At 42.8% G+C, this 13,834-nt stretch carries 17 protein-coding genes; 10 read left to right on the top strand and 7 right to left on the bottom strand.

Annotation, left to right across the window (positions count from 1 at the left end):
- Positions 1 to 39 precede the first annotated feature (39 nt).
- The 5 genes from trkA to dusB all read right to left on the bottom strand — a co-directional run bounded on the left by trkA (position 40) and on the right by dusB (position 6,555).
- A complete protein-coding gene (gene trkA / locus K2Y18_05835; GenBank protein ID MBX9805255.1) occupies positions 40 to 1,416 on the bottom strand; it encodes a Trk system potassium transporter TrkA in 1,377 nt (458 codons plus the stop codon).
- Entirely contained in the window at positions 1,413 to 2,849 is a 1,437-nt protein-coding gene (locus K2Y18_05830) for a sigma-54 dependent transcriptional regulator (protein MBX9805254.1), read from the bottom strand. Before K2Y18_05830 ends, trkA begins: the two co-directional genes overlap by 4 nt.
- Positions 2,850 to 2,866: 17 nt before the next feature.
- A complete protein-coding gene (locus K2Y18_05825; GenBank protein MBX9805253.1) occupies positions 2,867 to 5,116 on the bottom strand; it encodes a PAS domain-containing sensor histidine kinase in 2,250 nt (749 codons plus the stop codon).
- Between the two features lie 142 nt (positions 5,117 to 5,258).
- Complete coding sequence (locus tag K2Y18_05820; protein ID MBX9805252.1) at positions 5,259 to 5,540, bottom strand: hypothetical protein; 282 nt, start codon at positions 5,538 to 5,540, stop codon at positions 5,259 to 5,261.
- 40 nt (positions 5,541 to 5,580) lie between these two features.
- Positions 5,581 to 6,555 (bottom strand): tRNA dihydrouridine synthase DusB, encoded by a 975-nt coding sequence (gene dusB / locus K2Y18_05815; protein MBX9805251.1) that lies wholly within the window; start codon positions 6,553 to 6,555, stop codon positions 5,581 to 5,583.
- Between the two features lie 400 nt (positions 6,556 to 6,955).
- Here dusB and K2Y18_05810 point away from each other — a divergent pair, with 400 nt between their 5' ends.
- The 5 genes from K2Y18_05810 (at position 6,956) to K2Y18_05790 (ending at position 10,224) form a co-directional block, all read left to right on the top strand.
- On the top strand, positions 6,956 to 7,915 hold the full coding sequence (locus K2Y18_05810) for a tyrosine recombinase XerC (GenBank protein MBX9805250.1): 960 nt from the start codon (positions 6,956 to 6,958) through the stop codon (positions 7,913 to 7,915).
- Between the two features lie 310 nt (positions 7,916 to 8,225).
- On the top strand, positions 8,226 to 8,648 hold the full coding sequence (locus K2Y18_05805) for a hypothetical protein (GenBank protein MBX9805249.1): 423 nt from the start codon (positions 8,226 to 8,228) through the stop codon (positions 8,646 to 8,648).
- Positions 8,645 to 9,103 (top strand): hypothetical protein, encoded by a 459-nt coding sequence (locus tag K2Y18_05800; protein MBX9805248.1) that lies wholly within the window; start codon positions 8,645 to 8,647, stop codon positions 9,101 to 9,103. Before K2Y18_05805 ends, K2Y18_05800 begins: the two co-directional genes overlap by 4 nt.
- 91 nt (positions 9,104 to 9,194) lie before the next feature.
- Positions 9,195 to 9,701, top strand: a complete 507-nt coding sequence (locus K2Y18_05795; protein MBX9805247.1) for a hypothetical protein — start codon at positions 9,195 to 9,197, stop codon at positions 9,699 to 9,701.
- 76 nt (positions 9,702 to 9,777) lie between these two features.
- Positions 9,778 to 10,224 (top strand): DUF2267 domain-containing protein, encoded by a 447-nt coding sequence (locus K2Y18_05790; GenBank protein ID MBX9805246.1) that lies wholly within the window; start codon positions 9,778 to 9,780, stop codon positions 10,222 to 10,224.
- Here the strand turns inward: K2Y18_05790 and K2Y18_05785 are convergent.
- The gene (locus K2Y18_05785; protein MBX9805245.1) at positions 10,221 to 10,925 is read right to left on the bottom strand and encodes a response regulator; all 705 of its coding nucleotides are present in this window, start codon (positions 10,923 to 10,925) and stop codon (positions 10,221 to 10,223) included. The two genes, K2Y18_05790 and K2Y18_05785, sit on opposite strands and share 4 nt — an antisense overlap.
- 375 nt (positions 10,926 to 11,300) lie before the next feature.
- On the opposite strand from K2Y18_05785, the gene K2Y18_05780 reads away from it, so the two are divergent.
- The 4 genes from K2Y18_05780 (at position 11,301) to K2Y18_05765 (ending at position 13,162) form a co-directional block, all read left to right on the top strand.
- Positions 11,301 to 11,486 (top strand): hypothetical protein, encoded by a 186-nt coding sequence (locus tag K2Y18_05780; GenBank protein MBX9805244.1) that lies wholly within the window; start codon positions 11,301 to 11,303, stop codon positions 11,484 to 11,486.
- Positions 11,487 to 11,794: 308 nt separating this feature from the next.
- Entirely contained in the window at positions 11,795 to 12,253 is a 459-nt protein-coding gene (locus tag K2Y18_05775; GenBank protein ID MBX9805243.1) for a PDZ domain-containing protein, read from the top strand.
- Positions 12,254 to 12,445: 192 nt separating this feature from the next.
- Complete coding sequence (locus K2Y18_05770) at positions 12,446 to 12,742, top strand: BON domain-containing protein (protein ID MBX9805242.1); 297 nt, start codon at positions 12,446 to 12,448, stop codon at positions 12,740 to 12,742.
- A 183-nt stretch (positions 12,743 to 12,925) separates the two neighbouring features.
- Positions 12,926 to 13,162: a hypothetical protein gene (locus K2Y18_05765; protein MBX9805241.1), complete on the top strand. Its 237-nt coding sequence runs from the start codon at positions 12,926 to 12,928 to the stop codon at positions 13,160 to 13,162.
- A gap of 3 nt (positions 13,163 to 13,165) precedes the next feature.
- Here K2Y18_05765 and K2Y18_05760 read toward each other — a convergent pair whose 3' ends face one another.
- The gene (locus K2Y18_05760; GenBank protein MBX9805240.1) at positions 13,166 to 13,477 is read right to left on the bottom strand and encodes an EthD family reductase; all 312 of its coding nucleotides are present in this window, start codon (positions 13,475 to 13,477) and stop codon (positions 13,166 to 13,168) included.
- A gap of 210 nt (positions 13,478 to 13,687) precedes the next feature.
- Between K2Y18_05760 and K2Y18_05755 the strand changes: the two genes are divergently transcribed.
- Positions 13,688 to 13,834 (top strand): 2-C-methyl-D-erythritol 4-phosphate cytidylyltransferase (locus K2Y18_05755; protein ID MBX9805239.1); only part of this gene is annotated, 147 nt, incomplete at its 3' end.

The raw sequence follows: 13,834 nt of genomic DNA, 5'->3' as shown, positions 1-13,834 counted from the left end.
AATTTTCCACAAGAAAATAAAAGAAGAAAGAACGATAGATTACAAATAACTCGGACGAACGGCAAAGAGACGTTCCACTTTTTTCACGGCTTCTTTTGAAACGGCCAGAATCAAACGATCACTGACACGTATGCTTAAGCGCGTTGGGGCGACGGTAATTTCATCTTCACGCACGAGGGCTGCGACCATGATCGCTCCCTTGATGTTAATATCGTCGACCGTTAAACCAATGATGTGGGATGTCTCTCGTGCTTCTGCCTCGATGATCTCCACACTACCATCCCTCAATGAATGGGCGGAGCGAATACGCCCTTGGCGGACGTGCTGAAGAATGGTGGAAACAGAGATGGCTTGAGGGCTGATGACAGCATCGATGCCCAAAGAGGTCACAAGGGAAGAATAGGCCATATTATTCAATAAAATCAAAGCTTGAGAGGCGCCATTTCTCTTCGCGAGGAGCGACGCTAAAATATTGACTTTATCATCATCTGTAACGGCGACGATGGTTCCTGCAGACTGGACATTGGCTTCGGATAACACTTCAGCGTCCAAGACATCACCACACAATACTTCTGTTTGCTTGAGATGACGCGCCACATATTCTGCTCGGGCCTGATTCTTCTCAACAATCCGGGTAATGACATCCGGTTGGTTTTGTTCAATATCGGCGACTAATGTCATCCCGATATTGCCGCCGCCCATGACGATAACGCGGTGAACGGCTGTATCAGCAAAGCCAAAGGCCTCCATCGCACTACTCGTTTGACCTTGGGAAACAATAAAATATACCTCATCTCCTGGGAGCATTTGATGATCGCCTGTTGGAATAAATACATCGACGCCTCGTACGATACAAACAATGACGAGTTCAAGTTTGGGGAACAAGCCGGGCAATAAACGTAAAGGAGTGTTGAGAATCGGGGCGTTGCTCATGCATCGAACACCAATGACTTTTACTTGATTGCCACACAAAGGAATAACATCAAAGGCACCGGTTACTTTGATGCTGCGGCTGATGGCTTTGGCAACTTCAACTTCAGGAGAAATGATGTGATCGATGGCTAAATTGCCGCTTGTAAAGAGGTTAGACCAGTAGGGGTCCAAATAATTTTGATTGCGAATACGGGCAATCTTTGTTTCTACGTGGAATAAGGAATTTGCCACTTCACAAGCGACAATATTGACTTCATCAGAGCCCGTAACAGCAATTATGAGATCCGCATCTGCGGCGCCCGCTTGTTGCAAAACGTCAGGATGGGAGGCAAATCCAACCACCGGTTGAACATCAAGCGTATCACCAATTTTTCGTAAGAGTTCGGCGGATTGGTCAACGATGGTTACGTCATTTTCTTCGACGGCTAAATATTTGGCGATATTAAAACCAACTTGTCCAGCGCCTAAGATAATGACCTTCATGCAATTTTCAATTCATGATTGGTTAATTCTGGGGTGGCCTCCTCTTCTTGGTAGCGTCCCTCATGAACGCCAAGCGCCCGTAATTTCCGATGAAGTGCAGAACGCTCCATGCCAACAAATCGTGCTGTTTTGGAAATATTGCCCCCAAAGCGATTGACTTGCGCGAGCAAATACTCACGCTCAAACAATTCCCGTGCTTCTCGCAAAGGCAGGACCACGATATTAGGGGCTTGGGTGGAGGAAGCAAGAGACGTGTCGGAGCGGACTTCAGGGGGCAACATCTCGGATTTGACTTCTTCACGAGGATCTCCACCAGCCATGATCAATATCCACTCAACCACATTTCTAAGTTGCCGAACGTTACCTGGCCAAGAATAGGATTGTAAAATGACCATGGCGTCTTCACTTAATCGTCGTGGGGAACATCCATGAGCTAGAGCAGATTGGGTCATAAAGTATTGGAACAAGTCAGGTATATCCGTTACGCGCTCTTGTAGGGCTGGAACTTGAACCGGGACAACATTCAAGCGATAAAAAAGATCTTCTCGGAAATGACCATCCTGGATCATTTGGGGGATATTGGCACTAGATGAGGCGGTGATCCGGACGTCGACCTCAATTTTTTGGTTGTCCCCAAGACGTGTAAAGAACTGATCTTGGAGAACGCGAATAAGCTTGCTTTGTGTAGGCAAAGGAAGATCCGTTACTTCATCCAGATACAAAGTGCCGTTATGGGCTTGTTCAAGGAGACCAATTTTACGAGGTACGGTGGGGTCTAATCCGACAATTTCGGTTCCAAAGAGTTCAGCTTCGAGGCGATCTGGGTGCAAGGTAGCACAATTCAAAACAATAAAGGGTTGATCTGCGCGACGTGACAGAGCATGAATTTTTCGGGCGATGATTTCTTTACCAGCGCCCGAAGGCCCGGCAATCAAAATCCGACTATTTGTTGGGGAGACACGCTCAATAATTTGGCGTATGGCTTGCATGGAAGGGGAGGCGCCGATCAGATCAACATGATCCCCAACTTTGACTTTAAGGTCGGCATTTTCACGTTTCAGGCGCGCAGCTTCTATGGCGCGTTGAATAACAAGCAGCAAACGAGCTGTTTGGAATGGCTTTTCAATAAAGTCATAGGCCCCATTTTTAATGGCAGTTACAGCTGTTTCAATTGTTCCATGTCCACTGATCATAACAACAGGAACATAAGGGTGATCTCGCTTAATGATTTCTAGGATTTTCAAGCCATCCCGATCACTATCCCCCAACCAAACGTCTAGAATAACAAGACTTGGTTGACGGGCTTTAATTGCCTCGAGGCCACTGATTCCATCAGCTGCCGTACGAGTAACATAACCCTCGTCGTCTAAAACCCCTGAAACAAGGCTCCGAATATCAGCCTCATCATCAATAATTAATATGTCATGAGCCATAGTATTGGTCTTCTTCTCTAATCGTTTTCAGGTGCAATTGGCAGTTCAATCGTGACTTTTGCACCCCCTAAAGAACTATCGCCTAATTCCAATTTACCTCGATGATCTTCCACAATTTTAGCAACAATTGCCAGGCCAAGACCAGTCCCTTTTGTGTGGGTCGTGAAATAGGGCTCTGTAAGCTGTTCACGTCCTTCAACTGGAAACCCAGGGCCATTGTCTTCGACAATTAACAAGATATTTTCAATTTCCACTTCAAGACTTAAAGCAATTTTTGCAGTAGACAGTTGATCTGCGACTGCTGTTTCTAATGAATAAAAAGCTTCCAAAGCATTGATAGAATTCTGTAATAAATTTGTTAAAAGCTGACTAATTTGTTGTGCATCACACCGAACCATAACTGAATCTTGGGGGACTTGCAACTGAAAGGAAATGGAAGGTCGCGCTTGCGTTTGTAAAAACACTGCTTGTCGACAAATTTCAGCTAAATCCTCTTCTTTCATAATTGGATTTGGCATGCGAGCAAATGAAGAAAACTCCGAAATCAGATTTCCAATCTGCCCAACTTGGCGGACAATCGTTTCAATGCAAGCATTAAAGGTTTCAGGATCAGATGAGATTTCTTTCAAATATCGGCGTTTCAAACGTTCAGCAGAGAGTTGGATAGGTGTCAAAGGATTTTTGATTTCATGAGCAATTCGACGCGCGACATCTGACCATGCGGCTTTTCGCTGGGCACTTACTAAAGCGGTCACATCATCGAAAGTAATAACATATCCTTTAACAACATCCCGCTCAATTTGAACGATAACTGAAACCTGTAGAATGCATGCTAAACCGCGACGTACCAACGTGACCTGTTCATTCAATTGCTGGGGAACTTGTGTAACGGCTCTGTCTAAAAGAGGGCTGAGTTCATTCGCAACAGCTTCAAGTTTTTTTCGTTTTACTTTTTCTAAAGACACAGATAGTAATGCTGCTGCGCGATGATTTACAAGGTCAAGGCGTCGTTTTTCATCTAAACGAATGACACCAGCAGAAATTTGCGCCAAGACAGTCTCAATAAATTCACGCCGTCGATCGATTTGAATATTGGCTTTAATCAAATCCTTTCTTTGGGAGTTAAGCTGAGAAGTCATACGATTGAAGGCTTGCGCCAGATTTCCGAGTTCATTATTCATTGACCCTTCGGCCGTAACCTGAACGGTCAAGTCTCCTTGACTGACCTGTTCAGCTGCGACAATAAGTCGCGTAATCGGTCGCATGAGGAGGGTTGCAATGGTCAAACCACCCCAGATAGCTGCTAATAAGAGCAACAATGCAACCGCGGCAAAAAACAATATAAATGTTAATTGAAGCGACGTACTTTGTTCGCCAAGGCGGTCATACTCTTTGATAGCCCCTTCCGTACGCGCAATGTGTTTCAATACGGCCTTATCTGTTAATTTTCCAACATAGAGATAAGTATCCGTTATGGGGTCCAAGCGTACGAGAACGCGTACGCGGTCAATAGATTCCTTCCCCAAGTCAGCGAGAAAAGCGACCCTCTCGCCTGCTTGAACAAAATTTATAGCCCGATCTAAGTCTTTATTGACAAGGTTTTCAAATTCAAACGAGAAGGCAAATAACGACCGTGCTACAACTTGCTTATTCCCATTAATAACAACAACTTCACTCAATCTATGGGTGTAGCCTTTGTCCGTGAGAATTCGCGAAAATGTCTTAGGATCGTTTGACAAAGCAACGACTTCTGGAGCAAGTTCTCGCACAATATCTAAGGCATCGTGTTTGATGGTTTGCTTATGTTCTTTCAAATAAGAGTCTGCAACTTCCTGTGCTTCGGACAGGGCAGCACGGACAGGCTCACTGAACCAAGATTGGACCCCGACATTTATAAAAATTGCGGCAAATCCTGCAACCAAAATGGCGGGAATGATTGCTATGAATGAAAATAGCCCGACAATTTGTACATGGAGTTTTGATCCGGCAAGACCTCGGCGACGTTCTACCCAAAGCTCTACAAGCCGCTTCGCAATAATGACGGCTAGAAGGAGCATTAAGGTCAGGTCAAGGTAGATGAAGGGCAATACCCGTGCGGATTTATCTGAAAAGGGCTTCCCGCCTGCGAGTGCAACAAATGTCGCAACAACTGACAGAAAAGCAGCAACGCTGAGTCCCGCTGCGAGACGACGCGACAACGTATAGTCTTGTGCAAATCGGACAAACGACAGAGAGATTTTTTGAAAGAGAGGAGAAGGGGTGCTCATAGGCTTTTGTTACACCCTCCTTGATTAATAGGGGAAAAGGGTGCAAAAAATAAAGGCAAAAGATGTCGAAAAGAAGGTGTTAAGGAAGGAATTGCTGTAGGGTGAAATTTGGAAAGGCACAAGTCCATCTTTGGGGGAATTCCTAAAAATCGCGCACATCTATATTTAGGTCGGTTAATTTTTTACGTAAAGTATTGCGGTTGATTCCTAAAATTTCTGCAGCTTTTTTCTGATTCCCCATGACCGCCTTAAGGGTCGTTCTGAGAAGAGGACGTTCGACTTCCCGGATCACGCGTTCATACAAACCTGTTGTCGGGAGGTCTCCATTATGAGCGGCAAAATAGTCCTTTAAGAAAGATTCCACTGCCCCCGAAAGACCTGTCTTGGTGGAGATGGGGGGAATTTTAGGTTGTTGTAGCGGCATTAACACGAATCCCTTACCAATTTCATGTATACCTTAAAAATTAAGTATACAAAGGACGATAAAACTCATTAATCAAGGCTATCATAGCAGAAGGCGTGTCCATCTGATTGACAGCAACACGAAAGTCCGTGGACCCAGCGAGTCCCTTACTGTACCATCCCACATGCTTTCGGGCAATCTTTACGCCAGTATTTTCTCCATAATGAGACAATATTTCTTCGAAGTGCTCTAAAATAATTTGGTGTTGCTCGGCTAGAGGCGGCTCTGGCAGTCTTTCTCCGGACTTTAGATAGTGCCCTACTTGGTTGATAAACCAAGGTTTTCCGTAGGCCCCTCGTCCGACCATGACGCCATCCGCACCACTTTGTTGCAATAAATTTGCGGCATCTTCAACCGTGACAACGTCCCCATTTCCTATGACGGGAAGACGAACAGCCTCTTTGACCTTCGCGATAAAGGCCCAATCTGCGGAGCCATTATACAGTTGGCATCGGGTGCGACCATGAATGGTCAATAGTTGAATCCCAGACTCTTCAGCGATTTTCGCAAGACGTGGTGCGTTGCGATTGGCGTCATCCCAACCAGTGCGCATTTTTAAGGTTACGGGCACTTTGACAGCCTTAACCGTGGCTTCTAATATCCGCCCGGCTAAAAGCTCATCGCGCATTAAGGCAGATCCCGCATAGCCATTAACGACCTTTTTGACAGGGCAGCCCATGTTGATATCAATAATTTGAGCCCCGAGATCTTCATTGAGCCTTGCCGCTTCGGCCATCACATCAGGCTCACACCCGGCCAACTGAACCGCCATTGGGAATTCATCGGGGGACTTTTGAATCATGCGCATGGATTGACGCGTTTCGCGGATCATGGCTTGACTGGCAATCATTTCAGATACGACAAGCCCTGCGCCCATACGTTTGACAAGGCGTCGGAACGGCATATCTGTAACGCCGGACATGGGTGCCAGAATTACTGGCATCGACAGAGAAATGGGGCCAATTTGAATGGTCATCGTACGCAATTTAATATCTAAAAGTTAATCCCTAGATTGAGAGGTACACTCCTTGAGAGCAGTTTTCAAGTTTAAAATCAATGGGTTGGCTTGTTAGGGGTAAAATATTCTTCGGATGCCATATTCTAATATCACAAAACACATGGTCGTCATTGCGAGCAAAAGCGAAGCAATCCAGGGGCCAAGAACAACCCTTTAAGCCCAATGCATGGCTTAATTAATGCTGAATGATCATGCCTGTTGCCCCTGGATTGCTTCGCTTTCGCTCCCAATGAGGGCTCTGGAATTCTCTGCACGGATTCATGGGGTGCTCCTATAATAAACCTTCAGTCTTTCCTTACTTTCGGCTTTTCTATATGATAGAAATAGGGAAATAAAAACAATCAACTAAAGAAATTAGATGACCCTCGCCGTTATGATAACACAGTGGATAAATTGGCTCAAAGACGCCCGCCAAATGTCACCACACACCGTGGAGGCCTATGAAAGAGATATTCAACAGTTTTTGGTCTTTCAAAATGGTCATCAGGGAAAAATCATCTCCATTGAGGACCTGATGAAGCTGACCCTTCGGGACTTTCGGGCTTGGCTTGCGTATCGCTCTTCAGAAAACTATGAGCATCGTTCGACCGCCCGCGCTCTGTCTGTCATCCGCAGTTTCTTCCGGTTCCTTGCCAAGCACGGCTATCCCCCCAACACCGTGTTGGCGGGTCTTCGGTCTCCGCGCCTCAAAGTGGGGTTACCGCGTCCTTTGAGCGTAGATCAAGCCAAAAGCCTTGTGGATGATATTGATATCTTGGATGATGTTCCCTGGATTGGTTGCCGGAATCGCGCGCTCTTTACGCTGCTTTATTCCTGCGGACTGCGTTTAGGGGAAGCGTTGAGTTTAACACGCAAACAAGCCCCCCTTGACGCGGATACTCTCTTGGTTCAGGGAAAAGGAAAGCGTCAGCGGATGGTGCCGGTGTTGCCCATCATCCGTCAGACATTGGAAGAGTATATCCGCTTATGTCCTTATGTTTTGGCGCCTGAGGGTCCCTTGTTTGTAGGGGCAAAGGGAAAGCGGTTGGATCCGGCAATTGCGCAAAAGTCTTTACGAACTTATCGCCGCGCCATTGGTTTGCCCGAAACGGCCACACCCCATGCCTTGCGACACAGCTGCGCCACGCATCTGATGAGCGCCTCAGGGGACTTGCGCGGCATTCAGGAACTCTTAGGCCACGCGTCTCTTTCCACAACACAAGTTTATACGGATGTTGATACGGCGCGCCTCATGAAGGTGTATGAGGCCGCGCATCCAAGGGCGAAGATGGCTGAAGAACTCCCAAAGCCTTTAGACTCAAAAAATTCTGCGCGTTAACTTATATTGAAATGTTTAGGGTGCTTAGAAGAGGGACAATATTAAAGTCTCCGTCATACTTGTTAGATCGGGATCGTTGATTGAGACCCGTTTTCCCACTTGAATTTCTCACAACTATAAATACCAATTCCGAATCGGCCTGAGTGTTGAGTTGGTTCTCAGTTAAGTTAACGAGGTTGAAATTGCAGTCGTTTTTAACGTGGAAGTGAAATGCGAATTCTGTGAATGTGTGTAATACGACGTTAGCTTATAAAGCTGGGGTTGCAAAAGGTCCTACAAAAAGAACAACAACTTATCGGGGAGGCTTAAAATGAGCGATAACAAAAAACACTTAAAAGAATTGAAGAAAGAATTAGATCAATATACAGACAAGTTATCTGCCGCACAGCGTTCCTTTAAGGGAAAAGCTGGTAAAGAGGGCGAGAAAATTATTAAGTCTTTGCAAGAAATTGTTAAAGCTGCAGGTAACTCTTATAACAAATTAGAGGCAGCTTCTGCCGAAGAGTGGGAGCCTTTAAAGAAAATTGCAAATGATTCATTCGACGATTTAAGAAATGCTTTTGATGACATGAAGGATTCTGCTTCTGAGCATGTCAGAGATTATGCAAATCAATTAGAAGAATATTCTGAGGAAACCTTTGAATATACTCATGAATACATAAAGAATAATCCACTTAAAAGCATATTAATAGCCGGCGGGTTGGGCTTTATCATTGGGAGGGTCTTAAAATGACAGACATAATTGGGTTAGTATCACGTCTTATTGTTAATGATTTCAACCCGCTAGCATTTAAAAAAGGACCTGCTTTAATGATGGTTCTTATCAATTTAAGTGCTGTTATCGTTTTGGGGGTTGGTTACGTCATTGGATGTAAGGTTTTATACCACCACTTTTTACCCAACTACGGGGAGACTATGGCTCTGTTGGCAATATGTGGTGTGCTGGTTGTAACGAGTATGTTGTTATTCATTGCTGCATGGTTTTTGAAACCAAAACCTGCATCAGCTATGAATTTTATCTCTGAAATTGAAAATACTGTGCGTGATTTATCAGGTAAGGTAAGTGATATTTCAGGCAAAGATATTATGAAAAAAGCAGCTTCTTTGGCCACGCCTAAGGCAGTTGTAACTGTCTTTGCCCTTGCTATACTCGCTTCTTATTTTTCTCATTCTAGGAAAGATGCTTAAAGTTAAAGTCCTTCTGCCATGAGCTTATGGCAGAAGGCACCCATATAAGTTAAGGGTAATCAAACGCTATAACACAAGGGAAGGATTGATCATGAAAGATGATTCTGAAATTACCTATAAAAGTGAAGCGGTACAGGACATAATGGTCCAACAGTATGGAATCCTTGTAGAAACTTTGAACAGAATTAATGATACACGTGAGAGTTCAAATAATTTTTGGATTGGGGCAAATGGCTTAGTTGTTTCCGTATTAGCCTATTTAAGAGACGCCCAGAACATTCAACAACATCATAAATCTCTTCTTATGCTTACCCTAATCATGATGGGTACGCTGTTCTGTGTTAGTTGGTTGAGCTATATGTCGACAATCAAAAAATCCGTTGAAATCAGAAGTGAACTGTTAGTTAAATTAGAAAAAAACCTTCCCTTACAAGTATTCTCTAAAGTCTTTTCTCTAACAGATGAAAAGGCAGGCAAAGCCGCCTTAACTGTGAAAGAAATGCTTGTACCGGGTCTGTTTTTAATAGGTTATATTTTCTTTGCGGTGCTAATGCTCTACTTCCCTCATGAAGTAATGGCATGTGGGGGAATCATGTAAGAAATCTTAAGAAGGATTGCTGCAACGAATTGGAGATTAAGAAAAATGAACTATGCACGGGAAAAGGAGATCCAAAATGGTTGCAGTATCGATACACGAAATCAATATTCATCAAACGATGGATTGGTTATATGCCATAGAAGAAGCATGTCATTGGGAGAGAAATAATAAGACAAAAGCATTAGCAGCATTAAAGGCAGTCTTGCATGAGCTTCGGGCTCTGCTGCCTTTAGAATTCGCTTCACAATTGAGTGCCTTGCTTCCCCTTGATATTCGAGGGATTTTTTTTGAGAATTGGCACCCTCGTTTTGTGCCTGATCATGAAATTCGGAAAGAGGATTTTTTAAATGCGATCGCAGTGTCTTTATATCCTTATCAAGATATGGATTTAGAAGAAACAGCTAAGGGGGTTTTTCAGGTTTTGAATGAAAGGCTCCCTATTGGGGAATTTGGGAGTATCATGAGAAATACTCCGAAATCTGTACAAGAATTGTATGAAGAGAACCTTACAAGGGTCCTCTAATTTTTCCCCACAGCTTCCTTTGTAGGAAGCACAACTGTGTGTATCCAGTAGGAAAGCGTTTTATGGATTTGCTCCTTCACTTCATTGTAGGAAAAGGACTTATTGATAAAACCACTTGCATGAAATGAATAAGACTTGAGCATGTCATCATGAGAGGTATTCCGAGAGAAAATAACAACAGGAATGCTTTGAGTCATTGGTCGGCGTTTGAGGTCTTTCAATACATCTAACCCGCTAATGAGCGGAAGAGCTAAATCAAGAAATATAAGATCCGGCTTTGGGAAGAACAATGCAGAACTTTCCTCCAGACTTCTCAGAAAATTAAGGGCCTCTTCTCCATCATGGCAAGTATACACATTTAATTTTTCTGTGAAATCCATCACCGCTTGGCGGAATATAGCTTCATCATCTTTACTTTGTTCGATGAGCAAAATATTATTTGGGGTTCGAGGAAGGGTCAAACTTCTCGGAAAGCCTTTGTACCCTTCAAAGAAGATGGCAACATCGGTTTTAAACTCAAGTGCAATTGTATAGAGTAAACTTGCGGATATTTTATTCAGACCCGTTTCGTAACGTTGCAATTGTTGAATGGAAATTCCCAGTTTCATGGCGAGGGATTTGAGTGGCAAATGGAGTTTGACGCGAAATGACTTTACTCGTTTACCAAGATATATATCAAGTTCATTTATATTCAGGGGCAAAAAGGACTCCTATTGATTGTTCAAAATACGTTAAGAAGATGCTTTGATGGAACTAAAGGAAGTATTTTTCCCTTTAAAGATCCTAAAGCACACAACTTCTCGTTAAAGTTTTCTGTTACTTTGAAAATTATCGTATTTTGGCAATTTGCCATCACTAAAGAATTTTTGCAAGTCTTTCATTTATATTTTTCATAAAATTACCGGAAACGAAAATCGCAAGGGAATCAATAAAACAGGTAATGGGTAGACTCACAATGCTTAGTTTGTGTAAAAAGTGTGTGATTTTTAACTTTGTTTATCACCCTAAAACCCTTTACTTTATGCATGATAAGTCTCGCAAAAGGTTAGTGAATTGTAATGAAAGGAGAAAGAACCATGTTTCAACATTTTCTTTTAATTATGGTGTGTGTAGTTGTTGTCGCATGTGCGCATAGAGATACAATTGAGCCGGTGAAGAAAATTAGATATCCCAATAGTTATACGAATATCGCTTCTCCCCCCGCTGTATCGTTGGAAAAGCCAAATATGGATGAGGAATTTTATGATGTGCCAAAGGTATGATGATTTGGAACAATGGTTGGGTGACTTGAATTAGGGAAGAAAATTATAGTTGAATCCCAATACCAATTTTTTTATCCAAACCAAAATTTAACATCACAAATTATAAAAAATAGCTGAGACTATGCCTTTATAAGGGAAGTTTCTAACCTCACCAGCACCATTTAGTATGTTTTCGCTTGAAGGCGTTTACGATCGAAGATCTTTTCTGCGTTAAAATTCGGCCTCTTTTCACGTTGTAAGCTGGAGACAAACCCAATACCGTCTTCTTGGTAGCGTATATATTCAGTAACAAACAAAGGAGAAATAAAATGAATGCTATAAATACAGTTTCAAAAATAGTGTGTGTCACTCTTGTCGTAGGTGCGGCGGTTTCCGCGATATCTTATGCAGATCCTGGGAATATGGAAGCGATAAATAGTGCATCGTCAGATCTTAGGAATATTATTGGTGTAGAGATTTCAACGGCAACTCCAGCTCAGACAGCAGCAGCAGGATTTAAAGATTCTGAGGGTGCTTTTATTAGCGCTGTCATACCAAAGCAACCAGCAGAGACTGCAGGTTTGAAGGCGGGAGATATTATTGCAAAAATAGACGGAAATCGAGTAACGGATCATTCAAGAGCATTAGAACTCATGGCCGGTTTAGATGCTGGTCGTGAATACCCGTTTGAAATTTATCGCCGAGATCCAACAGGGGCGTCTCAAAAGATTACCGTAAATGTCCTGGTTAGAAAAGTTCAAGAAAAGGCAATTGGAAAAATAAGTTAGTTTTAGGACCTGATATCTTGCCATTCTCCTGAGTGGCAAGGTTCAACTCTAGAAATACTAAATATGATTTAAAGGAAGGAAGAAGCCATGAAAAATAATTCATTTAATAAATTGAATCCTTTCCTGTCAGGCAGAGCCACATCTAAGTCTCTTACTATAGGAGCTTACAAAATAAAGAGATCCGTATATGTGATGGGCGTTCTTTTTATTCTAGCAGGATGTGCTGCTTTTTCTGGTAGAGAAACCGCTGGTGAATATTTGGATGATGCTGCGATTACAGGTTCTGTAAAATCGGAGATTCTTAATGATCCCAAATTAAAGCTGTTTAGAATTCACGTTGAAACATTCCAAAATGAGGTTCAACTCAGTGGCTTTGTAGACTCTGCAGCAGAAAAAGCAGAAGCGGAGAGAGTTGCTCGCAAAGTTGAAGGCGTGCGTAGCGTAAAAAACAGTATTGTTGTAAGGAAACGGACACCAAAAGGTCGTTGAGTGCGAAGATCTAATGGTGAACGCTAGGGTTCTGTTGCACAATAAAAGAATAATATTCATAATGTGCAACAGAGCCCCTAATTTATTAAACCAGCTCCAACACTTTAATCTTCTCTTCACCACTCATTAATAAACAACGAGGTATGCTATAATTTCTAACCTATTATAAAAAGGAGATTAATTATGGCGACGACCCGTTGGGCCTTTATAGATTGTGGCAAATTTCCATCAGATGATAACTGCAAAATTAAGCTGTCAGCCCCTGCTGAGCAAGTTGATAGACTCGTTGACCTTGCAACATACCATGCTTCCAAAAATCATGGACATGAAAATACGCAAAGTTTAAAAGAAATGATCAAAAGTGCGGTTGTTTATGAAGAAGTGCTCTCTGAAGAGCGCATTCAAGAAACAGACTTTTAAACGCTAAAGATTGGTAAGCTCACTGACTTGAATAATGGGAATTGTGTCCGTAAAATTTCCGATGTCCGCAACGATAGGCGACGCATTATTTATGAACATCATTAAGGTTTCCATTGATTCAAATGTCAGATGGGCAATGCCATAAAACGCTGGGGGAGAATTTGGTTCACCCCCAGCAATGCCTAATTCGTAATTCACCTCATTCAGGATCGTGCCAAATTCAAGTATTAACTGCGGCATATGAATACTGACATAGTAATCTACATCAAACGTTGTGTTGGGGGTGTTGGGATACAAAACTGTAAAGTTAATCATACTCGTCTCCCCTATTTGACATCATCAATAGAAAAAACATAAGTTTTGTATTTACATAACTTAATATAGTTTTAAATCAATACATTTCAAGACTCATCCGCTTACCCGTGCGTGTTGTTTTAGAACAACCCCTTGATTTTTAAGGTCCACAATCGATAGTGTAGCTCCAGGTGCAAAGGGCCATTAATTACTACTGAAGATCGACCTATCATGTCACAACCGCTCAAAATCATCGCATTGATCATGGCCGCTGGTCGAGGAACACGCATCGGTGGTCCTATTCCGAAGCAATATCAGTCTTTGAAAGGAGGATCGATCCTCAAGCAATCCATTTCCGCTTTCCTCAACCATCCAGAA

The sequence above is a fragment of the Alphaproteobacteria bacterium genome (genome assembly GCA_019746225.1).
Taxonomy (GTDB): domain Bacteria; phylum Pseudomonadota; class Alphaproteobacteria; order Paracaedibacterales; family VGCI01; genus VGCI01.
Note: the sequence above shows the minus strand (reverse complement) of the source record. Positions and strands in the feature narration are given on the sequence as shown.